The organism is Nocardia sp. GCM10030253, from assembly GCF_042675075.1.
Classification (GTDB): Bacteria; Actinomycetota; Actinomycetes; order Mycobacteriales; family Mycobacteriaceae; genus Nocardia.
Map to the genome: position 1 here is coordinate 420,872 of NZ_JBHTDL010000008.1, position 23,836 is coordinate 444,707.

The 23,836-nt window shown below is 66.1% G+C and carries 22 protein-coding genes; 10 read left to right on the plus strand and 12 right to left on the minus strand.

Annotated features, from left to right (window positions below; all coding sequences use genetic code 11):
- Nucleotides 1-129 precede the first annotated feature (129 nt).
- From ACFQZZ_RS20460 to ACFQZZ_RS20475, 4 genes are all read right to left on the minus strand, one after another.
- Nucleotides 130-1,092, minus strand: coding sequence for a pyridoxal-phosphate dependent enzyme (locus ACFQZZ_RS20460; protein WP_378682917.1), 963 nt, complete (start codon nt 1,090-1,092; stop codon nt 130-132).
- Nucleotides 1,093-1,239: 147 nt separating this feature from the next.
- Nucleotides 1,240-1,881, minus strand: coding sequence for a hemerythrin domain-containing protein (locus ACFQZZ_RS20465; RefSeq protein ID WP_378682920.1), 642 nt, complete (start codon nt 1,879-1,881; stop codon nt 1,240-1,242).
- Between the two features lie 56 nt (nt 1,882-1,937).
- On the minus strand, nt 1,938-2,399 hold the full coding sequence (locus ACFQZZ_RS20470) for a carboxymuconolactone decarboxylase family protein (protein WP_378682923.1): 462 nt from the start codon (nt 2,397-2,399) through the stop codon (nt 1,938-1,940).
- Entirely contained in the window at nt 2,396-2,980 is a 585-nt protein-coding gene (locus tag ACFQZZ_RS20475) for a carboxymuconolactone decarboxylase family protein (RefSeq protein WP_378682926.1), read from the minus strand. Before ACFQZZ_RS20475 ends, ACFQZZ_RS20470 begins: the two co-directional genes overlap by 4 nt.
- A gap of 58 nt (nt 2,981-3,038) precedes the next feature.
- Here ACFQZZ_RS20475 and ACFQZZ_RS20480 point away from each other — a divergent pair, with 58 nt between their 5' ends.
- A complete protein-coding gene (locus tag ACFQZZ_RS20480) occupies nt 3,039-6,119 on the plus strand; it encodes a BTAD domain-containing putative transcriptional regulator (RefSeq protein WP_378682929.1) in 3,081 nt (1,026 codons plus the stop codon).
- A 133-nt stretch (nt 6,120-6,252) separates the two neighbouring features.
- On the opposite strand, the gene ACFQZZ_RS20485 is transcribed toward ACFQZZ_RS20480, so the two are convergent.
- The 6 genes from ACFQZZ_RS20485 to ACFQZZ_RS20510 form a co-directional block, all read right to left on the minus strand.
- Nucleotides 6,253-6,831, minus strand: coding sequence for a TetR/AcrR family transcriptional regulator (locus ACFQZZ_RS20485; protein ID WP_378682932.1), 579 nt, complete (start codon nt 6,829-6,831; stop codon nt 6,253-6,255).
- An 11-nt stretch (nt 6,832-6,842) separates the two neighbouring features.
- The gene (locus tag ACFQZZ_RS20490) at nt 6,843-8,309 is read right to left on the minus strand and encodes an FAD-dependent oxidoreductase (protein WP_378682935.1); all 1,467 of its coding nucleotides are present in this window, start codon (nt 8,307-8,309) and stop codon (nt 6,843-6,845) included.
- A 146-nt stretch (nt 8,310-8,455) separates the two neighbouring features.
- A complete protein-coding gene (locus ACFQZZ_RS20495; RefSeq protein ID WP_378682938.1) occupies nt 8,456-8,893 on the minus strand; it encodes a carboxymuconolactone decarboxylase family protein in 438 nt (145 codons plus the stop codon).
- Nucleotides 8,890-9,825 (minus strand): NAD(P)-dependent oxidoreductase, encoded by a 936-nt coding sequence (locus tag ACFQZZ_RS20500; RefSeq protein ID WP_378682941.1) that lies wholly within the window; start codon nt 9,823-9,825, stop codon nt 8,890-8,892. Before ACFQZZ_RS20500 ends, ACFQZZ_RS20495 begins: the two co-directional genes overlap by 4 nt.
- The gene (locus ACFQZZ_RS20505; protein WP_378682943.1) at nt 9,822-10,574 is read right to left on the minus strand and encodes an SDR family oxidoreductase; all 753 of its coding nucleotides are present in this window, start codon (nt 10,572-10,574) and stop codon (nt 9,822-9,824) included. Before ACFQZZ_RS20505 ends, ACFQZZ_RS20500 begins: the two co-directional genes overlap by 4 nt.
- 18 nt (nt 10,575-10,592) lie before the next feature.
- Nucleotides 10,593-12,062, minus strand: a complete 1,470-nt coding sequence (locus ACFQZZ_RS20510) for an aldehyde dehydrogenase (protein WP_378682946.1) — start codon at nt 12,060-12,062, stop codon at nt 10,593-10,595.
- Nucleotides 12,063-12,350: 288 nt separating this feature from the next.
- Here ACFQZZ_RS20510 and ACFQZZ_RS20515 point away from each other — a divergent pair, with 288 nt between their 5' ends.
- The 9 genes from ACFQZZ_RS20515 (at nt 12,351) to ACFQZZ_RS20555 (ending at nt 21,680) form a co-directional block, all read left to right on the plus strand.
- Entirely contained in the window at nt 12,351-13,556 is a 1,206-nt protein-coding gene (locus ACFQZZ_RS20515) for a cytochrome P450 (RefSeq protein WP_378682949.1), read from the plus strand.
- The gene (locus ACFQZZ_RS20520; protein WP_378682951.1) at nt 13,556-14,374 is read left to right on the plus strand and encodes an SDR family oxidoreductase; all 819 of its coding nucleotides are present in this window, start codon (nt 13,556-13,558) and stop codon (nt 14,372-14,374) included. Before ACFQZZ_RS20515 ends, ACFQZZ_RS20520 begins: the two co-directional genes overlap by 1 nt.
- A complete protein-coding gene (locus ACFQZZ_RS20525) occupies nt 14,371-14,595 on the plus strand; it encodes a ferredoxin (RefSeq protein ID WP_378682953.1) in 225 nt (74 codons plus the stop codon). The genes ACFQZZ_RS20520 and ACFQZZ_RS20525 overlap by 4 nt, the downstream gene beginning before the upstream one ends.
- On the plus strand, nt 14,595-15,146 hold the full coding sequence (locus tag ACFQZZ_RS20530) for a nuclear transport factor 2 family protein (protein WP_378682955.1): 552 nt from the start codon (nt 14,595-14,597) through the stop codon (nt 15,144-15,146). The genes ACFQZZ_RS20525 and ACFQZZ_RS20530 overlap by 1 nt, the downstream gene beginning before the upstream one ends.
- 5 nt (nt 15,147-15,151) lie before the next feature.
- Nucleotides 15,152-16,447 (plus strand): hypothetical protein, encoded by a 1,296-nt coding sequence (locus ACFQZZ_RS20535; protein WP_378682958.1) that lies wholly within the window; start codon nt 15,152-15,154, stop codon nt 16,445-16,447.
- A gap of 26 nt (nt 16,448-16,473) precedes the next feature.
- Nucleotides 16,474-18,234, plus strand: coding sequence for an acyl-CoA synthetase (locus ACFQZZ_RS20540; protein WP_378682961.1), 1,761 nt, complete (start codon nt 16,474-16,476; stop codon nt 18,232-18,234).
- A gap of 91 nt (nt 18,235-18,325) precedes the next feature.
- Nucleotides 18,326-19,936 (plus strand): succinic semialdehyde dehydrogenase, encoded by a 1,611-nt coding sequence (locus ACFQZZ_RS20545; RefSeq protein WP_378682964.1) that lies wholly within the window; start codon nt 18,326-18,328, stop codon nt 19,934-19,936.
- 29 nt (nt 19,937-19,965) lie between these two features.
- Nucleotides 19,966-21,198 (plus strand): cytochrome P450, encoded by a 1,233-nt coding sequence (locus ACFQZZ_RS20550; protein ID WP_378682967.1) that lies wholly within the window; start codon nt 19,966-19,968, stop codon nt 21,196-21,198.
- Nucleotides 21,195-21,680 carry a glutathione peroxidase gene (locus tag ACFQZZ_RS20555; protein WP_378682971.1) on the plus strand — a complete coding sequence of 162 codons (486 nt, stop codon included), beginning with the start codon at nt 21,195-21,197 and terminating at the stop codon, nt 21,678-21,680. Before ACFQZZ_RS20550 ends, ACFQZZ_RS20555 begins: the two co-directional genes overlap by 4 nt.
- A 71-nt stretch (nt 21,681-21,751) precedes the next feature.
- Here ACFQZZ_RS20555 and ACFQZZ_RS20560 read toward each other — a convergent pair whose 3' ends face one another.
- Both ACFQZZ_RS20560 and ACFQZZ_RS20565 read right to left on the minus strand, forming a co-directional pair.
- On the minus strand, nt 21,752-22,333 hold the full coding sequence (locus ACFQZZ_RS20560) for a TerD family protein (protein WP_378682974.1): 582 nt from the start codon (nt 22,331-22,333) through the stop codon (nt 21,752-21,754).
- Between the two features lie 79 nt (nt 22,334-22,412).
- Complete coding sequence (locus ACFQZZ_RS20565; RefSeq protein ID WP_378682977.1) at nt 22,413-23,768, minus strand: cytochrome P450; 1,356 nt, start codon at nt 23,766-23,768, stop codon at nt 22,413-22,415.
- Nucleotides 23,769-23,836: the final 68 nt, after the last annotated feature.

Sequence of the window (23,836 nt, forward strand, 5' to 3'; positions counted from 1 at the left end):
GGGGATATCCCCGATAACCTGAGTATCGATCCGCACGATCCTGCGGATGAGACCCCTGCAAACCGCCGCTTCGGTGGCGTGCAGCTGATCGAGCGCGCGGGTGAGACGGCCGGTTTCGGTGGCGCCGATCTAGGTGCGCAGATCGGCAGGGTCGGTGTTGGCGCCGCACAGGATGACGCCGACCCGCTCGCCCTTGCTCGGCCGATACGCGCCGGTCGTCAGTGCCGCCAGGGCCGTGGCCGAGCCGTGTTCCACCACGAGACGGTAGCCCTCCCAGAGGGATCTGCGGGCCCGAATGATCGCGTCGTCGTCGACAACGATCGACCGCACGTCGGTGGTCCTTGCCCTGGCCCAGGAAAGCGCGGCGGCGGAAATCCGCGGTGCGCCCAGCGAATCCGCGGCGATCGAATCTATCTCCACGTCCATGACGGTGTCCGCGGCCAGCGCCGCGTGCAGCGCACAACTGCCCTCGGGCTCGGCGCCGACCACGCGGATACCACGACCGGCGGCAACCGCCGTGACACCGGAGAACATGCCGCCCGCGCCGACCGCGAGCACGATCGTGTCCAATTCCGGTACGGCGGCGAGGCATTCGAGCAGGAGCGTGCCCGCGCCCGCCGATGTCAGGTTGTCGTCGAAGGTGTAGGCGTCGATCGCGCCGGTGCGCGCTATAAATCGACCCGCGTTGTCGTGCGCCTGATCCTGTGTGCGGCCGGAAATACGCACATCGGCCCCCAACCCACGCAGCCGATCGACCCGTGCCCGCGTCGCCGACTCGGCAAGGAAGATCGTGGCAGGAATACCGAACAGCGCCGCCGCCCAAGCGAATCCGATGTCCGCATTGCGGCCGGTCGCGGAGACGATGCCCGCGTTGGGCATGGTTCCCGCCGCGAGCATGGCGGCGAACAGGTTGGCCGCACCGCGCGCTTTGAACGAGCCTGTGTGCTGCATGAATTCGAGTGCGAGGTAAACCTCGGCGCCGAGGCCGTACTCCGGGCCTGCTTCGACCACGGTGAGCGGTCGGACGATTCCGCCAATGCGCTCGGCCGCGGCCTCGACATCCACGAGGGAAGGGGTGCAGATATCGATCACCCGACAGTTCTCCTCACGATCTGTGGTTCTGATCGGGGACGTTAGACACTGGCGCAGGCCAGCGGTATCGGACATCTGCCTTAATTGCCTGGACAGCAGCGCGCCCCCGACCGGTTCGGTCGGGGGCGGCACATCGGCGAAAATCTACTATTCGGAAGTATCTGCACCCCACCGATCCAGCGCAATGTAGGCGGGTTGCCACTGGTGGAGATAGGCGGCACGGACCGGTTCCGGCAGTGGAGCAAGGACCGTCTGGACGGTCCGCTCGTCAGCGCCATCGAGCAGCCACGGAATCAATTGCGGCGCATCCGGTCCGATCCGGCTGCCGTGCAGCTGCCCGAACGCCAGCCACTGCGGCAGCGTGACCGTCGCCTGAATCAGCGGCAGCGCCTGCTTTTCTTCGTGGTCCAGGTGTCCGACCAGCACGGTGACCAGCGCATCGACCAGGTCACCGAGGCGCTGCGTGCCGCTCTCCCGATCGGCGAAGGCCGTCTCGATCGCCTCGATCAGTGGATCGACCGCACCGTGCTCGGCCTCCATGGCATCCAGCAACGCCAACTCCGACGGCCGCTCGGCCAGCGTCTCGCGCATTACCGGCCACAGCGCGTCATCCTCGGCGGTGTGGTGGATGTGCAGGGATTTGGTGAACATCTGCCAGCCCGCGGCGGTCGCCAGGATCTTGCGTGGATCGTCGTCGATCCGGCTGGTGATCTTGGCGATCTGCTCCAGCTCGCGCCGCAGCGCGTGGTGCATGGCATACATGGTGGTCATGTCGAGCGTGGCGCTCATGGTTACTCCTGATGGTCGAGCGTGTTTATCGGCCGGGCTGGGCCGGTGGTGCGCGATCAGCCCCAGTGGGCGCCCGCGGGTTCCTTGATGATGTTGTTGACGCGGTTGAAGAAATTGGCGATGGAAATGTTGAGCACCAGTGCGGCGAGCTGGTTTTCGTCGTAGTGGTCGGCGACCGCATCCCAGATCTCGTCGGGCACGCCGTCTCCGGACTTGTCGGCGAGCCGGGTGGCGACCTCGGTCAGTGCGAGCGCGGCGCGCTCGGCCTCGCTGAACTCGTCGCTCTCGCGCCAGGCCGCGACCGCGAACAGTTTGTCGTCACTGACGCTCGACTTGCGGCCGGTGGCCAGGTGCGACGAGACGCACGCACTGCAACCGTTGATCTGGCTGGCGCGCAGGGCAACGAGCTCGAGCAGCTCAATGGAGAGTCCGCCCTGGTGAATGCCCTTGTAGATGTTGTTGATGCCCTTCATCGCGTCGGGCAGCACCATGGCGGGGTTCTTCATCCGTGCGGTCATGGCTGGGTTCCTTTCGAGGAGTCGATACCGGGAAGTTCGGTTCGATCGGTGTGCGAGACCAGTGGCCAGTCGTTGGCGACCCGGCCCGCGAGGGTGAGGTAGTTGTCGAAGATGGCCAGGGCCACGTAGCCGACGATGTCGACGATCTCCGCGTTCGACAGCGCCGCGGTGGCCTGCTCGAGTTCCGCGTCGGTGACCGCGCCACGGCGTCGGACCAGAGCCGCCGCGAAGCCGAGCACCGCGGCGTCCTTCGGATCCTCGGCAGTGCCCGAGCGTGCGCGATCGAGCTCGTCTCGGCTGAGCCCGTGCAGGCGGGTGCCGACAAAGCTGTGCGAGGACAGTCCGTAGTCGCTGCGGTTTTCCTGAGAGACCAGCACACCGATGCGGGTGCGGGTCGCCGGCGGCATGCCGCCGGCGAAGAGCGCGGCGGCAAAGTCGAGATAGCCGCGCATTGCGGCGGGGCTGTTTGCCATTGCCTTGGCGATATTCGGTGTGATCCCGAACCGCTGTTGCGCTTCGGCGAACAGACGTTGGGTCGTGCCCGTCGTCGATTCCGGCTCGATCAGAGGGATTTGCGGCATGAACACACCTTGTTCGACCGAGTTGATACTTTTGCGATGCTTCGAAGATGGGTGTTTTATGGCTGGCTTGATCGACGTGCGTTTCACGGTCTTGGGACCGGTCGAGGTCCTGGTCGACGGTCGAGCGTTGCCCGCGGCACCGCGACATCGCGCGGTTTTGGCCTGGTTGTTGCTCAATGCCCGGCGGGTGTACAGCAACGAGCGGCTCATCGACGCCATCTGGGGCATGGAGCCACCCGGCACGGCGCGCTCACAGATCCATGCCGCGGTGACGGCGATCCGCCGAGTCCTGCGGGAAGCGGGCGTCGCCCACGTACTGGAGACCAAGGCCGCCGGCTATGTCGTGGCACCCGAACCGGGGATGCTCGATCTCGATGAGTTCACGCGGCGGGTCGCGGTGGCTCAGACGTTGACCACACAGGATCCGCCCGCCGCGGTAGCCGAACTGCGGGCCGCGCTGTCGCTGTGGCGGGGCGAAGCGTTGGCCGGGCTCAACGCCGACTATGTTGCCTCGGCTCGCCTGCTGCTCGACGAGAAGCGGATCGCGGCCTTCGAGCGACTGGCCGACATCGAGCTGTCACTCGGCAAGCATGACCAACTGCTCGATGAGCTGCGTGCGCAGGTGGCGGCGCATCCGCTGCGGGAGAAGCTGTCCGCGCAACTGATGCTCGCCATGCACCGCGCGGGGCGGCAGGCCGACGCGCTCGCCATCGCACGGGCGTTCCGGACGGAGCTCGCCGAGCAACAGGGACTCGATCCGGGCAGCGCGTTCGTCGCGTTGGAACAGGCTGTGCTGCGCGATGATCCGGCCACGCTGGCGCCTGACGTCCCGCTCTCGCCGAACCGAGCGCACGCACTGACCGCGTTCGCAACATCCGGTCCCGCAACGTCTCGGTCCACCAACTACGTGCCCACGTTGTCCGAGCCCACCCAGTCCGGGCCCCCGCTGTCCGGTGCAACGCAATCCGGTCCATCGTCCTACGCACCTGCGACGCCGGAACCGGCGATGGTCGAACCCACACTTCCCGTGGCACTGTCGAGCAAGGCGAACTTTCTGCCCTACGACATACCGGATTTCGCGGGCCGCGACGCCGAACTCGACCGCCTCATTGGTCCGCTGGATGACACAACGGTGACGATCTCCGCGATCGACGGCATGGCGGGTATCGGCAAGACCGCACTGGCGGTGCATGTGGCGCATCGGGTGGCCGAACGATTCCCGGACGGGCAGCTGTTCATCGATCTGCAGGCGCATTCAGCGAATCTGGAGCCTATCGCGGCCGACGCGGCACTGGAGATTCTGCTGCGCCAGTTGGGAATTCCCGAACAGAGCATCCCGACCTCGACGGTGGACCGCGGTGCGCTGTGGCGCTCGGAACTGGCCGGACGCCGGGTGGTCGTCGTGCTCGACAATGCCGCGGATACCGACCATGTCCGTCCATTGCTGCCGAATGCCAGTGCCAGCCTCTTGCTCATCACCAGCCGCCGACGACTCGTCGATCTCGATGGCGCGCGGGCACTTTCGGTCGATCTGCTGCCCGCCGACGATGCCGTCGGACTGTTCGAGCAGATTGTCGGCGCCCGCGCGATCGCCGAACCGCTCGCGGTACTCGACGTGCTGCAACTGTGCGGATTCCTGCCGCTTGCCGTGCGGATCGCGGCGGCGCGACTGCAGCACCGCCCGCGCTGGACCGTCGAGTATCTGGCCGGCCGGTTGCGCGACGAACGCCGCAGGCTCGCCGAACTGTCCACGGCCGAAAGGGGTGTGGCCGCCGCATTCGCACTGTCGTATCGACAGCTGGAGCCCGAGCATCAACGGATGTTCCGATTGCTCGGGCTGCACCCCGGCCGCGATTTCGACCCCGGTGCGGCAGCGGCACTGGCGAACAGCTCGGTCGACGACGCCGAAATGCTCTTGGAAGATCTCTTGGACGCGCACGTCATCGCTCAGCACGAGCTCGGCCGCTACACCTTCCACGAGCTGCTGCGCGAGCACGCCCGCGCCACCGGCGCCGAAGCGGAAACCGACGACAGTCGAAATACCGCCCGTACCCGCCTGTTCGACCACTACCTGCACACGGCGCGCACGGCCGTCGATCTGCTGTTTCACTACAGCGCACAACACCGGCGACCGCTGCCGGAGCCGAGTCGACCGGTCCTACCGTTCATCGACGACATTGCAGCTGGCCGCTGGCTGGACGCGGAACACGAAAACCTCCTCGCCACAGCCGGTTACGCCGCCGAGCACGGCCTGCCAACTTTCGCCCGTGACGCGGCAGAAGCCCTTCGCCCCTATCTCGACGGGCACTCCCGCCACACCGACGCCGCGCGCTTGCACACGGTCGGACTCAGCGCGAGCAGACAACTGGCGGATCGGAGTGGCGAAGCGCGCGCACTGACCGACCTCGGCTGGGCCCACTGGCGGCAGGGCGACTTCGAACAGGCTTTCAGCCGCTCGACCCAGGCGCTGCTGGTATCGCGCGAGATCGGCGACCACCTCCAGGAAGCTCGGGCACTGAACACCCTCGGCAATGTCGCCTGGCGCCGCCGCGACTACGACGAGGCACGCCGAAACCTCGAGCCCGCACTACAACTCGCGGTCGATGCGGGCAACCAGGTCGGCGAAGCACACGTGCGGGGCAATCTCGCCATGGTCTTCGCGGCGACCGCCTCCTACACCGACGCCGAGGACCATCTCGACCGAGCCCTCGCGCTTCACAGGGAACTCGGCAACCAACGCGGTGAGGCACTCGTCCTCAACAACCTCGGCGTGATCGCTCGCGGCAGCGGTCAATTCGGCCTTTCCCTCGCCCACCACGGCCGAGCCCGAGACCTCTACCGCATGTTGGGCAACCACAGCGACGAGGCCTCGGCCGTCAACGCCCTCGGCGAAACCGCCCGATGCGGCAACAACCCCACCCAAGCCATCACCGACCACACCGCCGCACTCGACCTCGCCGACGAAGCGAGCAACCTCCCCGAACAAGCGCGCGCCCAAGAAGGTTTGAGCCGAGCGCACCACACCCTCGGCCACCTCGACGAAGCCCGCGCCCACGCCGAATCGGCGCTGGAGCTCTACACCGACCTCGGTGTCCCCGAAGCCGAAGACATGCGCACCTTCCTCAACTCCTTGCCCTGAGCCGCGCACGCCGTGCCCCGGCAGATACCGGACCGGTTACCTGCCCACCGTCGAGTGCTCGACCACGATGACCTCGGGAGGTCGAGCCTCCGCGGCCGCTATTGCGGTGCAGCCCCGTTGTTTCGGTTCGGCGCTATTCGAGGATGAGGAGCGCGGATTTCTCCAGCCGGTCGGCGATTTCGGAGTAGGAGGCGTATCCCATTCCGGCGCGAACCAGCGCGCCCGCGTAGAGCAGTTCCAGGGACTCGACGACATCAGGGTCGGCGTCGGGGCCGAGGGCGCGCATCAGGCGTTTGCGGATTTCGGCGCCGATACGGGCGCGCAGGTGTGCGACATCGGGATCGCGGCCCAACAGGGCGCTGGTTACCGCACCGGACAATTCCTGCTCGTCGGCGACGAGCAGGGCGATATTGCGCAATTCGGCGACGACCCGGACCGTGGGGTCCGGGTCCTCGCTGACCGGAGATGAGCCGGAAACCAAACGACGCCAGAAGATTTCGGCGACAAGATGTTCTTTGGAGGAAAAGTAGGTGTATGCCGTGGCCGTGCCGACACCGGCCGCAGCGGCGACCATGCGGATCGTCATCCCCGCAAAGCCCTCGCGGGCAAGGACTTCCACCGCCGCTCTGGTGAGCTTGTCGACGGTGTCGGCCTGCTTCTCGGTGAGGCGGCGCCGGGTCGCCTCGAGGATGATGGACTCGCCTTCGGACATGTGTCTAGATCCTACTTGGCGGCCGCGAGGCCGGCTCGGCGGCCATAGAAGCTGCCGTCGCCGAGTGAGGCGCCGCTGACGTAACCGCCCGCGCACAGGCCCGAGGTACAGCGGCCCGCGGCGAACAGTCCGGCGATCGGCTCACCGGAAACGTGCAGCACCCGGGAGTCGAGGTCGGTGCGCAGGCCGCCGAGCGTGAAGCCCGCGGTGAAGCCGCGCATGTCGAACGCCGCGAGCGGAGTGCCGATCGGCTCGACCCACTCGGGCTTTTTGCCGAGCAGCGGATCCTTGCCGTCGGCGGCATGCAGGTTGTAGGCGTCGACCGTCCCTTGCAGTGCCAGCGTCGGCAGGCCCATGTCCGCCTCGAGTTCGGCGACGGTCTCGGCGGCCCAGGTCGGCGGCTGCCGGAAGAAGGGGGTCGAGGTCTCGGTGGCCAGCGCGGCCTCGAGCGACTTCTCGTCGATGATCAGATACGCCTGGTTGTCCTGCTGGATAAGGGTGGCCTGCCCGATCCGTCCCGGGTAGGTGTCCTCGGGGATGTACCGCTGGCCGCGACCGTTGACCAGGATGCCGCGCGCCATCATCTGCGGGTCGCCGAAGAAGGCGACCTCGGTGGCGTCCATATGCGCCAGTTCGGCACCGAGCGCCTGGGCGACCAGAATGCCGATGCCATCGTGCTCCTCGATCGCGGCGGCGGGCCTGCCGATCAGCCGCGGCGCATAGCCCTCGATCATCTTCTGGTGGTAGGCGAAACTGCCGGTGGCCAGGACAACGCCGCGCTCGGCTCGGATGGCGACCTGCTTGCCGAACTGGGTAGCGAGCACGCCGACGACACGGTCGGTGTCGTCGACGACGAGCCGCCGGATCCTGGTGTCGTATTCGACGCGGACACCGAGGCCGTCCGCTGTCTCGGCGAGCGGCTTCATCAGCATGTAGCCGCCGCTCTTCTGCCCGATGCGCTTATCCGCCATCTGCGGGACATGTCCGCGCGGCGCGGGTTTCGCGATAGCGTTGAACGGCGCGGCATTCTCACCGCCGGAATACATCAGCCCCTCGTCGTGCGGTGGCTCCCAGCCCGGCTGACCCCAGAACGCCTCGCGGAACGGGACACCACACGAGACGAGCCAGTTGTAGTGTTCGACGCTGCCCTGGCAGTAGTCGGCGATCTTGGCCTTGTCGACGCCGGGGCCAAGGGCCGCGAGCAGGAACGTCTCCATGTTCTCGGGAGTGTCCTCGAAACCGAGCGCCTGTTGCAGCGGGGTGCCACCACCGAGGTAGATGAACCCGCCTGCCATCGCGGCCGCGCCACCCCAGCCGCCGGTGCGCTCCAGGATCAGCACATCGGCGCCCGCCCGCGCGGATTCGATGGCCGCGCACACCCCGGCGATGCCGTACCCGGCGACGACGACGTCGGCCTCCTTGTCCCACTCGGAGACCTCACTGGCACGCAACGGCCGAATTGTCGCGGCATCAGACATGTTTCGTGTTCCTTACTGTTCTGCTCGGTCGGACCGCTGCACGTTGCACTGCTCGCTCGAGCAGCACTCGCCATAGTTGTCCTGTGCTGTCGACTACTGTGCCGCTTCGGACGGCGCGGCGGGTCGAACTTCGCAACTCGATCGCCCTACTCCGCCGTCGATTCGGACTGCTCGGCCACATCCGCCTGCTGTTTGCGCGCGGCCTTCTTCTGTTGGCCGACGATGGTCCCCACCAGCAGGTCCAGCTTGGTGCCGTTCGGCCAGCCGACGTAGTGGCAGAGAAACAGGGCGATCTCGTGCAACTGCTCCTCGGTGAGCTCTTCGTTACGCAGCGCGGCGCCGATCTGGATGCCAGCCGTGTCGATGGCGCCCTGCGCGGTGAGCGCGCCGAGCAGGATCAGTCGCCGGTCACGAACGGTGAGCGCAGGACGCGACCAGATGTCGGCGAAGAGATGATCGGCGGTCACCGCGAAGTGCGCGCCGGGGTAGTCCTTGAACTCGGTGCCATAGACCTCGGCCATCTTGGCGAGGCCACGCTGCCGGACTGATTCGGTCGCAGCGCCGTTGGAAGCGTTGTCGCTCATCGGGATTCCTTTTCGGATGTCGCACTTTCGGAGGTGCCGACGCCGAGACCGGGACCGAGACGATCCAGGGCAAGCTCGGCAAGTGGGAGGTCGACGCCGAGTCGTGCGCCGAGTTCCAAGGCGAGCGTGAGGTCTTTCTCGCCCAGATCGCGCACATGGCTGAGGATCGGCAGCCAGAAATCGCCGACCTCGATCGGGGCGGTGCGATCGCGCAGCATGATGGCGCCGGGACCGCCGGTGACAGCGTCGGAGTGGCGCACGACCTTGCCGAGCGTCGTGATGTCAAGGCCCGCCGCCTCGGCGAGACGTTGTGCCTCGGTGGCGGCGGTGAAGGCGATGAAGTGCAGTAGGTTGCGGGCCAGCTTCATTCGGGTGCCGGCACCCACCGACCCCGCGTGCACGACGAGATCGGCGAAGCATCCGAACGGGCCGCGCACCCGCTCGAACGCCGCATCGCTGCCGCCGACCAGCACGGCGAGTTGGCCGCGCTGTGCACCCGGCGCACCACCACTGACCGGGGCGTCCACCAGCTCGACACCGTGTTCGGCGCACTCGATCGCCAGCTCTTCGGCGGTCCGATCGCTGATCGTGGAGTGCACGGCGATGACTGTTCCCGGCGCGGCGGTGCGCAGGATGCCCTCGGGCCCCGTGACCACCGTACGGACCTGCTCGTCGTTCAACACCGTCACCGAGATGACGGAGGCTTCCCGCGCGACCTGCTCAGCGCTGACCGCCGCCGCGGCTCCAGACTCTATGAACGGCTGTGCCGCATCGGCCCGCATGTCACACACCGTGAGTCCGCCGGGCCAATCCACTAGCCGCTTCGCCATCGGCGCACCCATATTGCCGAGACCGATGAAGCCGACGCGGAATCCACCGGCAGACCCGTTCGTCCCCGGATCGGATCGCGCCTCGCGTTCGCCTGTGCTCATGACCGGAACACTTGTCCGCCATCGACATTGAAGATCTGCCCGGTCACCCAGCTCGCCTCGTCCGAAAGCAGGTAGAGGCAGGCGCCGACCAGATCCTCCGGTGTTCCCATCCGCTTGAGCGGCAACCGGTTCACCATGTCGGTCACGATCGCCTCCGGTGTCACCGTCTTGGTGGCCTCGGTGTCGATCGGTCCCGGCGCGATGGCGTTGATGCGAATCTTGGAACCGCCGAGCTCGAACGCCAGCTGCTGGGTCAGACCGTTGATGCCGACCTTCGCGAGGCCGTAGAAGCTGGAATATGTCCATGCGGCCGTGGAGGATTGGTTGACAATTGATCCGCCGCCGGAGGCCATCATGGGCTTCCATACGGCGCGGGTCATGTTCAGTGCGCCGTCCATGTTCACGCCCATGAACTTCTTGTAGTAGTCCCAGGGCACGGTCAGTAGCAGGTTGAGCTTCATCTCGCCGTAGATGGCCGCGTTGTTGACCAGGTGGTTGATGCCGCCGAACTCGCCGACGGTGAATGCGGCCAGCGCCGTGGCGGATTCGGGTTCGGACACGTCGACCTCACCGAACACCGCGGTGCCGCCGTCGGCGACGATTTTCTCCGCGACCGCTCTGCCGCCTGCCACATTGCGGTCGGCGACCACCACTTTGGCGCCCTCGGCGGCCAGTGCTTGCGCGTACACCGCGCCGATGCCCTGCGCGGCACCGGTGACGATGACGGATTTTCCCGCGAAACGGGCCATGTAGTCAGCTCCTCTAATTCAGGCTTGGTAGGCGATCAGCTTGGTTTCCAGGTATTCCTCGAATCCGGCGATGCCCATCTCGCGGCCGATGCCGGACTGCTTGTAGCCGCCGAACGGGGCGTCGGCGGAATACCAGATGCCACCGTTCACGCTCAGCGTCCCGGTCCGAACCCCCTCGGTGACATGCCGGATCCGGTCCTGGTCGGTCCCCCACACCGAACCGGACAGCCCGTACGGGGAATCGTTGGCGATGCGGATCGCGTCGTCGTCGCCGTCGTAGGCAATCACCACCAGAACCGGGCCGAAGATCTCCTCGCGGGCGACGGTCGAGGTGTTCGCGACATCGGCGATCAAGGTCGGTTCGATGTAATAGCCGCGCTCACGATCGGCCGGCCGTCCGCCGCCGGTGACGATGTGTCCGCCTTCGGCCACGGCGATCTCCAGGTAGCGCTCGACGCGGGCCCGCTGCCGCTGCGAGATCAGCGGGCCGCAGATCGTCCGCGGGTTCGTCGGATCACCAGGCACGATCCCACCCAGCGTGGCCGCGGCGGCCTGCACCGCGTCGTCATAGGCCGCGCGCGGGACGAGCAGACGGGTGGTGATGGCACAACCCTGTCCGGCGTGCACGCACACCGAAAACGCCGCAACGCCTACTGCTGCCGCGATATTCGCGTCATCGAGCACGATGAACGCCGACTTGCCGCCCAGCTCGAGGAAGGCCTTCTTCAGCGTTGTCGCCGCACCGGCCATCACCGCTTTCCCGGTCTGTGTCGAGCCGGTGAAGCTGACCATGTCGACCCGTGGATCGGTGGTGAGCCGCGCACCGATCGCGTGATCGGCGGAGGTGACGATATTGACGACGCCCGGCGGGATGTCGGTGTGCTCGGCGATCACCGCACCGACGGCTGCCGCACACCACGGCGTATCGGGGGCAGGCTTGAGTACCAGCGTGTTTCCGGCCGCGAGCGCCGGTCCGAGCTTCGCGAAATTGATCTGGTGCGGGAAGTTCCACGGGGTGATCGCGCCGACCACGCCGATCGCCTCCCGGCGCAACACCCGACGGGTCTTGATACCCATCGGCTCCGCGACGCCGAGATCCGTTTCCCAGCCGTATGTTTCGGCGAGAGATGCGGAGTAACCCAGGTCGGCGACCGGACCCTCCAGTTGCGGGCCGCGCGTCAGCATCGTCGGCGCACCGGCCTCGGCGACGGTGATGTCCCGCAGTTCGTCGACATGCGCCTGCAGCGCGGAGCGCAACTGTTCGAGGCAGCGCGCACGAAAAGCGTGATTGCGCGACCAGTCGGTGTCGTCGAACGCGGTGCGCGCGGCGGCGATGGCCGCGTCCATATCGGCACCACCCGCGTTCGCGGCCTGACCGAGGACCTCCTCGGTCGCAGGGTTCACGGTGTCGAAGACGCCGTCGGCGCCCGCCACCAGCTTGCCGCCGATGAGCAGGCGGGACTCGGCGCTGGGCAGGAGGCTGCTCATGTAGGGCTCCGTTACTGTCTGGACACGTGTACGGAATATAGTCTCGACGCTCGACGAGACGCAAGAACATGTTCCAGCTTTGCCGCCCACATCGGGTGAATTCCCGGCTCGGAGCAATGCTCGGGCCTATCGGAAGCACCCTGGCATTCACCGACAAATCCCGCCGAATCGTTGTCGAGCGAATGGCTCGGTGGTACCGTCCAGACACATGTCCAGCTATGTGTCTCTCATCGGTGATGCGCTGACGTCGACCGACGAGAACTCGTTATCGAAATCCGGGACGGCGCGATGACGGCGGCTTCATTGGAACCGTTGACTTTCGATCCATACGACTACCGATTCCACGAGGACCCGTACCCCACCTATCAGCGGCTGCGCACCGAGGCGCCGCTGTACTACAACGCCGAGCTGGACTTCTGGGCTTTGTCCCGGCATGCCGATGTGACCGGCGCCTTTCGTGACAGCGTCCGGCTGTCGAGCGCCAATGGGGTGTCGCTGGATCCGGCGGCCTGGGGTCCGCACGCCCACCGGGTCATGTCGTTCCTTGCGATGGACGACCCGCGCCACCTGCGGATGCGTAGGCTCGTCTACAAGGGTTTCACGCCCAAACGGGTGGCCGAAATGGCCGACCGGATCAAGGAATTGACGCTGTCCTACCTCGAACCCGCGCTGGCGACAGGCACTTTCGACTGGATCGACGAGGTCGCGGGCAAGCTACCGATGGACGTGATCTCCGAGTTGATGGGGGTACCCGAACCCGACCGCGCCGAGATCCGCAGGCTGGCGGATCTGGTGGTGCACCGGGAAGACGGCGTCTTGGACGTCCCGATGCCCGCCGTCGAAGCCTCGATCCGACTCATCGGGTACTACAGCGACATGGTGGCCGAGCGCAGGCGCTCGCCCAGCGCCGACCTCACCTCAGCGCTGCTGGATGCCGAAATCGACGGCGACACACTGTCGGACGAGGAGATCATCGGGTTTATGTTCCTGATGGTCGTCGCGGGCAACGAGACCACGACCAAACTGCTCGGCAACGCGCTGTACTGGGGTGCGAAGAACCCGGCGGAATACGCCGGTGTCGTCACGGAACCGGAGCTTGTCACCGACTGGGTCGAAGAGACATTGCGCTACGACACCTCCAGTCAGATGGTCGCGCGCAGTGCCACCGTCGACATCGACCAGCACGGCAGCACCATCCCGGCGGGAGCCAAGGTACTGCTGCTCATCGGCTCGGCCAATCGCGATCCCGAGGTATTCACCGACGGCGACAGCTATCGCATCGGGCGCACCGACAAGGCCGGACTGGCCAGTTTCGGCGCGGGTGTGCATTTCTGTCTGGGTGCGCACCTGGCTCGCCTGGAGGCGGGAGTCGCACTGCGCGAGTTCGTTTCGCGGGTCCGGTCCTATGACGTCATCGATTCGGGCATCGTGCGCGTGCACTCGACGAACGTGCGCGGATTCGCCAAGCTCCCCATTGTCGTGGAGGCGAAATAGTGCCACGTTTCGAACCCAATCCCGTGCGTAGGCCCGCCCTCGTCGCCGGTGCGTCTTCCGGCATCGGCGCCGCCACCGCAGTCGCGCTCGCCGAACTCGGGCACCCGGTCGCGCTCGGTGCGCGCCGTGCGGACCAGTGCGAGGCCCTGGCCAAGAAGATCCGCGACAGCGGCGGCGAAGCGTTCGCCCACCGGCTCGATGTCACCGACGCCGCCTCGATCGATGAATTCGTAACGGCGGCCGAGGCGGCGCTCGGCCCCACCGAGATCCTCGTCTCCGGTGCGGGCGATATCGAATTCAGCCCGGTGCACGAGATGGCACCGGATCGGTTTCTTCAGCAGGTCCAGGTGCACCTGGTCGGCGCACATCGACTGGTGCACCGGGTGCTGCCCGGCATGATCGCGCGGCGACGCGGCGATGTCGTGTTGATCAGCTCCGACTGTGCTGTCGAGCCGCGCCCGCACACCGGCGCATACAGCGCGACAAAGGCCGGAATCGAAGCTATGGCCCAGCAGATGCGCATGGAACTGGAGGGCACCGGAATTCGCGCCTCCCTGGTCCGACCTGGACCGACCTTGACGGGCATGGGCATGAACTCCACCCCGGAGGTGGTCGGGCCGATGCTGGAGGCCTGGAAAACCTGGGGGTTCGCCCGCCACGGATACATGCTGCGCGCCACTGACCTGGCCGCTGCGGTGGTTGCGGTGGTGTCCACGCCGCGCGGCGCACACCTGGTGCTGGTCGAGGTCCAGCCCGAGGCGCCGCTGCGTGCGATTGCGGATAGCGCCGCGAAAGAGCAAGACAGGAGCGATCATTGAGGATCATCGCCGATCTCGACCTGTGCCAGGGGCACGCCGTCTGTCAGGACGAGGCGCCGGAAGCCTTCACCGTGCCCAAGCGCGGGAAGGTGGAAATCGTCGATCCGACACCCGGCCCGGACACCAGCGCGGATATCGAGCGGGCCGTCCGCTACTGCCCGACGCAAGCGCTCTCGATCATTGCGGACGAATCCGCCGCTGGCACGAAAGGAACACGGTAATGCCAAGTTTCGAACGCGGCGAGCTCGACGAAATGGTCCGGCGCTGGGTGCTGGAGAACCAGCGATGCGAGGACAAGGGCGATTGGAAGCCGCTCGCCGAGATGTACACCGAGGACGCCACCTACGGCTGGAATTACGGTCCAGCCCAGGAATTCATGGCGGTCGGACGCGAGGAAATCCGCGTGCTCGCCCTCGGCCAGGAGATGGACGGGCTGGAGGGTTGGTCCTACCCGTACCAGGAGTTCGTGATCGACGAGGGCAGCGGCAGCGTCATCGGCTTCTGGAAGCAGGTGGCCGACGCCAAGCGGCCCGATGGGCGCAACTACAGCCCGGAGGGCATCGGCGGCAGCTGGTTCCGCTACGGCGGTGACTACCAATGGTCGTGGCAGCGTGACTTTTTCGACTTCGGCAATGTGTCGCAGTTGTTCTTGGAGATGATCACGAACAATGCGCTGCTGCCCGGTATGCGCAAGCGCATCCAGCGCTCGATGTCCGGAAAGCAGCTGCCGGGCTGGTACAAAGTCGGCGAAGCTCCGGTTCCCCTGTGGTGAAGGCTATGTCGCGCAGCGGCTTCGACCATTTGCCGAGGGCAGCGCTCGCCGCGCTGCTGCCGGAACTGCTGCTGTGCGGCCAACTGATCGACAGATCCGGCCTACCGCACGCCATCGCGGCTTTCGGTCGCGAGGGCATGACGGCGATCGCCATCGAGGAGTGGCAGATCGCCAGCCCCGTCTATACCCGTCGCATGCAGCGTGCCCTCGGCTTCGTCGGCGACGATGTGGCGACCATCTTCAAAGGGTTGCAGCTCGATATCGGCGCGCCACCACAGTTCATGGACTTCCGATTCCGGGTCGAGGATCGCGACCACGGGGAGTTCTGGCTGGATCACTGTGGCGCGCTGATGGATGTCGAGCCGATGGGCGACGATTTCGTGGTGGCGATGTGCCACACCATCGAGGATCCGACGTTCGATGCGACGGCGCTCGCGACCAACGCGCACGCGCAGATTCGGCCGATCCATCGGCCGCCGCGCAGGCCCGCCGACCGACATCCGATGTGCGCGTGGACCGTCACCATCGACCCGGCCAATATCGCACCGCCGGTGCCACCGAATGCGGAGCTCGTGGCGAGTTCCGCGGCGGCCGGTATCGAGCTCGGTGTGATCGACACCGACGACCCAGGTCGGGCGGACTATTCCGGTCCGCTGCTCAGTGACCTCCGTTTCGCCGATTTCTCGAAATCGGCACTGGTGCGGATCGCCGACGAAGTGTGCCTGCAACACCATCTGCTGACCCTTGGCTTCATGATCGCGGTGCGTGCCAGGCTCGGTCCAGACGCCGCAGCCGGTGCCGACCCCGCTGCCCGTGCCGGTGCCGGGCCCAAGGCAGCAGCAATGACCATGGGCCGCAAGCACTTCACCGGCATCGCGGGCATCAGCTCCGAACGCATCCGTGCTGCGCTCGGGCTCGGTGACGATCCGGCCGCGCTCGCCGAGGTGCTGCGGCTGCATCCGGCGTGGAATCCCCTGCCCTACACCGGCGTCGAGATCACCGAGACCAGTGACACCGTGCTGCTGCGTATCCCGCACCGCAGCGATGCCACCGCAGACGGCGCGTGGCCAGCGATGATCGACGCCGACCACCTCGCCCCGTTGGACGCGATGGCCAGGGGCGTGAACCCCCGTTTCGTCACTCAGGCCATCGCCACCGACGAGCATGGCTGGACCGTCGAGATGGCCCTCGCCCCACAACCATTCCGCGAGGCGACCGAGGTGACGCTCACCCGATACAGCACCGGCGCGTCCTTCACCTTCACCGACCGCGGCATTCCGCTGCCGCTCACTGTGCTCTGACGCACGCATCGAAAGAATGAACTGCCATGTCCCGCAACTTCGCCGACCTGTTCGAGCACTCCGTGGACGCGATGCCCGATCGGGTCGCGCTGATCGAGGGCGATCGCGTACTCACTTTCCACGACCTGGACGCACAAGCCGATCGGCTCGCCGACTACCTCGCCTCGATCGGCGTCGGCCCCGGCACGCACATCGGCTTTCAGATGCACAACGGCATCGACACGATGACCACGCTGATCGCGTGCTTCAAGGCGCGCGCGGTCCCCATCAATATCAACTACCGCTACGGCGTCGAGGAATTGCGCTACGTCTACGACAACGCCGACCTGGAGGTGCTGTTCTATCACGCGCCATATGAGCACGCGGCGCGGGAGGCAGCCGCGCTGACGCCCGCACTGCGCCACCTGATCGTCGTCGGTGACCGAGCGACCGACAACGGAGCAACCGGCGCCGCCCGAACGACCGGCGAGACCCGAACGACCGACGGCTCCCGAGCAACCGACAACACCCCGGGGGACCACGGACACGCCCCGCACAGAGCTGCTCCGGCTCGCCCGAATGCCGTGGCCGCCCACCCGATCGGTGCGACCACGGCGGTCGACTCGGTGCCCTACGAACAGGCCATCGCCTCGGGCTCGCCGATGCGGCGAACCTCCGATCGCAGCCCCGACGACCTCTTCATGATGTACACCGGCGGCACGACCGGCCTGCCGAAGGGCGTCATGTGGCGGCAGGAGGACATGTGGCGCGTGCTCGGCGGCGGCATCGATTTCTACACCGGTGAACCGGTTTCCGACGAGTACCAGCAGTCCCGGGTCGGGGCGCAGGTCGATCCGAGCATCTGGTTCGTGCTGCCGCCACTCATCCACGCCGCGGCGATGATGCCGACCTTCACCGCGCTGTGGTCGGGCAATACCGTCATGTTCGAGCCGCGGTTCGATGCGCACCGGGTCTGGGAGGTGGTCGCACAGCGTCGCCCACAGATCATGGTGATCACCGGAGACGCCATGGCCCGCCCGCTGATCGACGCCTATCGGGCGCAGTCGGTGGACGCGTCCTGCCTGGTCGCCATCGCCTCCGGCGCGGCCTTACTCTCGCAGCAGGTGAAAAACACGCTGTTGGAAATGTTTCCGTCGACGGTAATCTCCGATTCGATCGGGTCGTCGGAAACCGGCTTCGGCGGGATCGGTTTCGCGCAGAAGGACGATGATCCCGGCCGCGGCCCTCGGGTGCAGACCGGCCGCGGCGCGGTGGTGGTCGACGATGCGGGTCGGCCGGTCGAACCGGGCGCCGAGGGGTGGCTGGCCAAGACCGGGGCGGTACCGATCGGCTACTACAAGGACCCGGAGAAGACCGGCAGGCTGTTCCAGACCGTCGACGGCATCCGGATGGTCGTCACCGACGATCGTGCCCGGTCCGAGCGGGACGGGTCGGTCACGCTGATCGGCCGCGGCAATATGGTCGTCAACACCGGCGGCGAGAAGGTGTTCGTCGAAGAGGTCGAGAGCGTGGTGAAGGCGCACGACGCGATCTACGACGCGGTGGTAATCGGGGTGCCGCACGAACGCTGGGGCCAGCAGGTGGCCGCGGTGGTATCGGTGACCGGAGCCGGGGCGGTGGATTTCGCCGCACTGGAAAGCCATGTGCGCAGACACCTCGCGGGTTACAAAGTTCCGCGAAAGATCTGGATCGCAGCGGCGATATCGCGAGCACCCAGCGGAAAACCCGACTATCGCTGGGCGAAGGAGTACTCGGCGGGCCGTGCGCCGGATCATGAGGCGGGTTGATTATGTCGTTCAACTGCGCGAACACCCTGGTCGTCGCAATGAGAACGTGTTCTAATTCGGACGTATACGCCGTTGTCCTTGGGAGAATGCGATGAGCACAACCGAAACACGCAAAGAGTCGGCGAGCACCCTGCCTGCCCGGATCACCGAAGCGCTGATCGGCAGGCTGACCGGGATGGTCGCGGCGGCCGATGCCACCGCCGACGATGCGGCAGCGCCGTACCCGATGATCGAGGTCTACACCGGATCGGTGGTCGGCGAGCTGCCGCAGTCGACGCCCGCGGATATCACCGCCGCATACGCCACCGCGCGGGCCGCGCAGCGGGAATGGGCCGCCTGGCCGCTGCAGCGCAGACTGCGCGTTTTCGAGCGTGCGCACGAGCTGATCCTCGCCGAGCACGAGACCATTGCCGATCTGATCCAGATCGGCTGCGGCAAGACCCGTCGCATGGCCGTCGAGGAATCCTGCGACGTGCCGATGGTCATCAGCCACTACCTCAAGACCGCCAAGCGGGTGCTGCGACCGATCCGGCGCGGCGGCCCGATGCCACTGCTGACCAGCTCTACCGAGCAGCACCGGCCGAAGGGCGTCGTCGCGGTCATCGCGCCGTGGAACTTCCCGTTCGCCATCGCGCTATCCGATTCGATGCCCGCTTTGATTTCGGGCAACGGCGTTGTGCTCAAGCCGGACAATAAGACCGCGCTGTGTGCGCTGTTTGGGGTCGAACTGCTGTATCGGGCCGGACTTCCGCGAGGGCTGTTCCAGGTCGTCTGTGGTGAAGGCGCCGAGGTGGGCCCGACGCTGATCGACCATGCCGACTTCGTCATGTTCACCGGCTCGACCGCGACCGGGCGGATCGTCAGCGAAGGCGCGGGCCGCAACGTGATCGGCTGCAGCCTGGAACTCGGCGGCAAGAACCCGATGATCGTGCTGGACGACGCGAATCTCGACGACGTAGTTCCCGGCGCGGTGTTCGCGGTATTCGCGAACTCCGGCCAAGCCTGTATGCATATCGAGCGCATCTACGTGCACGACCGCCTCTACGACGAGTTCGTGCGCCGATTGGTCACGGCCGCAGAAGAATTGGGTTCGAAGATCGGCGCGGCCTACGACTACGCACCGGAGTTCGGATCGCTGGTGTCGGTCCAGCACATGGAACGCGTCGCGGCCCATGTGGACGATGCCCGCGCGAAGGGTGCCACGGTACTGACCGGCGGCAAAGCGCGCCCGGACATCGGACCCGCCTTCTACGCGCCGACCGTGCTGACCGACGTCACACCCGAGATGACACACGCGACCGCGGAGACCTTCGGCCCGGTGGTCAGCGTGTACCGGTTCACCGACGAGCACGAGGCGATCCGGCTCGCCAATGACAGCAGCTTCGGCCTGAACGCGAGCATATGGAGCCGAAACCTGGCCCGCGCCGAACGCATTGCCGACCAGCTCGAGTTCGGAAACATCAACATCAACGACGGCTTCGTATCCACCTACGCCGCCAAGGCAACACCGTCGGGCGGCGTGAAGCAATCCGGCGTCGGCACCCGGCACGGCGATCAAGGCCTGCTCAAGTACACCGACACCGTGAATGTAGGTGTCCAGAAGCGTCAGGTGCTGAACGCACGCGCGGGCATGCCCTACGAGAAGCAACTGAAGATGACCCTGACGACGCTGCGGCTCATGCGCCGAACACGGCTGCGCTGAGCGCATCTCGCATTACCGAGGAGGTAGCCATGGCGGCATTGCCGAAGGACTTCGATTTCACCGACCCCGCATTGTGGGAAAGTCGAAGGCCGGTAGAGGAATTCGCATGGCTGCGCCGCACCGCACCGGTGTGGTGGAACGCGCAATCCGACGACACCTCCGGCGGCTTCCGTGACGGCGGGTACTGGGTGGTCAGCAAACTCGAGGATGTCAAAGAGGTCTCGCGGAATCCGGAGCTTTTCTCCTCGCAGGAGAAGGGCTCCATCATCCGGCTGCCCAACGACACCACCCCGGAGCAGATGGCGGTGACCGGTGCGCTGTTGGTGAACATGGATCCGCCCAAGCACACCAAGACGCGGCGGATCGTGTCGAAAGGATTCACCCCGCGCGCGGTGGAAGGACTGCGCGCGGCGTTGACCGAACGCGCCGCCGCCATCGTCCATGCGGCCAAGAAGTCCGGCGGCGGCGACTTCGTCCAGCAGGTCGCCGTCGAGCTGCCGTTGCAGGCGATCGCGGAACTGCTCGGCGTCCCGGAGGCCGATCGGCGCAAGCTCTTCGATTGGACCAATCAGACACTCAACTACGACGACCCGCAGTACGGCGATACCACCTCGGCGTCCACCATGGCCTCGGCCGAACTCCTCGGCTACGCCTGGAACATGGCCGAGCAGCGGCGTGGCTGCCCGGCCGACGACATCGTCAGCCAACTGGTCAATGCCGACGTCGACGGCGAGCACCTCGGCTCGGACGAGTTCGGGTTTTTCGTGATCCTGCTGGCGGTGGCGGGCAACGAGACCACCCGCAATGCCATCACCCACGGGATGAAGGCGTTCGTGGACAACCCCGAACAGTGGGAGCTCTACCAGCAGCAGCGCCCACGCACCGCACCGGACGAGATAGTCCGCTGGGCTACTCCGGTCACGGCCTTCCAGCGCACCGCCACCCAGGACACGGTGCTCGGCGGCCAGCAGATCAAAAAAGGCCAGCGGCTGGGCATTTTCTACAGCTCGGCGAATTTCGACGAAGACGCCTTCGACGATCCCTTCACCTTCGATGTGCTGCGCAATCCGAATCCGCACGTCGGCTTCGGCGGCACCGGTGCGCACTACTGTGTGGGCGCCAACCTGGCGCGGTTGGAGATCGACCTGATGTTCAACGCGATCGCCGATGTCATGCCCAAGATCACGCAGGTGTCGGATCCGGTACGGTTGCGGTCGGGGTGGATCAACGGAATCAAGAAGTGGCAGGTGCAATACGAGTGAGCCTTCGAGATATTCCACTGCGCACGCTCTCCGGCGACGCGACGACCCTGGGCGACCTCGCCGGGGATCACGCCGTGCTGCTGGTCAACGTGGCCTCGAAGTGTGGCCTGACGCCGCAGTATTCCGGGCTGGTCGAGCTGCAGAAGACCTACGGTCCGCGCGGATTCACCGTGATCGGGGTGCCGAGCAACCAGTTCATGGGCCAGGAACCCGGCACGGCCGAGGAGATCCAGGAGTTCTGCTCCACCACCTACGGCGTGGATTTCCCGCTGCTGGAGAAGACCGACGTCAACGGTGCGGACCGGCACCCGCTCTACAGCGAACTGGTCGAGACCGCGGACGCGGAAGGCACCAGCGGTGACATCCAGTGGAACTTCGAGAAGTTCCTGATCGATCGGGACGGCAAGGTGGCGGGCCGGTTCCGTCCCCGGACCGAACCGGACTCCGCGGCAGTTATCAACGCCATCGAAGCGGCGCTGTAAGAACCCGCTCGGCCGAGCCGGAATCGAGAGGCGCGCTACGCACCACTCGATTCCGGCTTTGTTGTCATGTCCTACGCCATGGCGAAGCGCAGCAGGGCCTGCTTGTCACCCTGCTTGATCTTGCCCTTGCGGTTGAGGACTTCGAGCTGCCAGCCCGCGCCGGAGCGGAAGGCCCGCGCGACCGCGTTGGCGTTGTCGTTGCCGAGCAGCGACGGCCAGATATCGGCCACCTGGTCGGCGCTGCCGCCGGTCGCGTCGTACACCTTGAACGAAATGTTGTTGGCCTTCTCGAACGAGCTGCCCTTCTTGAAGGCAGCGGCCACGAACACGATGGCGTCGATGCCGCCTGGCACGTCGGCGAAAGTGACGTGCACCGATTCGTCGTCACCGGCAGCGGCACCGGTCTGCTGGTCGCCGGTGTGCTGGACCGAGCCGTTGCCCAGCGGGTCGAGTGAGTCCAGTCCGGCGAAACGCACCGGCTCGGCGCCTTGCATGAGGATGGCGATCAGATCCAGGTCCACCCCGCGCTTACGGCGCAGCAGCCCGACCGCACCGCCACTCGTGCCGGACGACGGATCCCAGCTCACCCCGACAGTCAGTTTGGTGATGCCATTGAGGTCCGCGGCGCCATCTTCTTTTTTGAGCGTGATCATGCGCTTCACAGTACAAGCGAAATGTATCCCGATGCAGCGCAGAATGTTCCTGCTCACTCCCTCATAGGGTGCGTGCTGTCTAGGGCTTTTGACGCCTGCGGTAGCGCACCGCGCACGGCTGCTGTAGTTGCACCACCATCTTGCTGTGGTCGTTGCGGTAGCTATCCGAGGGCTGGGCCATCTCGAACTCCCAGTCACGCAAAAAGATCGAGAAAATCGCCTTCAACTGCATGAGCGCGAACGCCGCTCCGACGCAGCGGTGCCGCCCGGCGCCGAACGGGATCCACGTCCAGCGGTTGACGATGTCTTCCTGATTCGGGTCGAGGTAGCGATCCGGGTCGAAAGCGTCCGGGTTCGGGAAATCCTCGGGAATGCGGTTGGAGATGGCGGGAGTCGCGGCGACCAGGTCACCCGGCGCGATCTGATGCCCGCACACCTCGAATTCGCCTCGGGCCACGCGCATCAGGATGATCAGCGGCGGATGTAGTCGCAGCGTCTCCTTCAGCACCGCCTCGAGCTGCGGAATCTGGCGCAGTGCGGCGAAACTGACTTCGGAACCGTCGGAATACAGCTCGTCGAGCTCGTCGACAACCCGGGTCAGCATCTCGGGATGGCGGAGCAGTTCGATCACCGTCCAGGCGGCCGTTCCGGAGGTGGTGTGGTGGCCCGCGAACATCATCGAGATGAACATGCCGGTGATTTCGCTGGCGCTGAAGCGCGGATTGCCGTGCTCGTCGGTGATGGTGATCAGGATGTCGAGCATGTCGCGATCGGCTTTGTGCGCGGGCGGATTCGCGACTCGGCCGTCCATGATGCCCTGCACCAGGTCGACCAGTTCGCGGCGCGCCTCGTCGCGGCGGCGGAAACTCTCGATCGGCGCGTAGGGGTCGACGTAGGCCAGTGCGTCGGTGCCGCGTTCCAGATCGTGGTAGAGCCGCGCGAATCGATCATCGAGCTCGTCGCGGAATCTGGTCCCGATCAGGCAAGCCGAGGAGGTGTAGATGGTCAGTTCCGCGAAGAAGTCGAGCAGATCGATCTCCCCCGAGTCGCCCAAGCGCGCGAGCATCCGCTCCACCTCGCGCTCGATCGTCGCGGCATGGCCCCGCATCTGCTCACCACGCAGCGCCTGGTTGTGCAGCATCTCCTTGCGCCGCTCGGGGCTGGCGTCGAAAACAACGCCCTCGCCGAAGATCGGCTTCATGAACGGGTACGCGGCGCCCTGATCGAGGTCCTCGTCGCCGGAACGGAAGAAGAATTCGTTTGCCTCCGCGCCGGAGAGCAGGATGACGTGCCGTCCGGCGAGGTCGAACGATCCGACATCACCACATTCCGCCCGGACCCGGCGCATCAAAGCCAGTGGATCGACCCGGAATTCGTCGAGGTGGCCGTGTTCGTGCTCGCCTCCGGAAACCCGCCGCGGTTTGACCAGGGTCATTGGAAAGTCCTCCCGGGATAGCTGTCCAGACGTAGGATGGACACGTGTCTGGACAGTACTACGACACG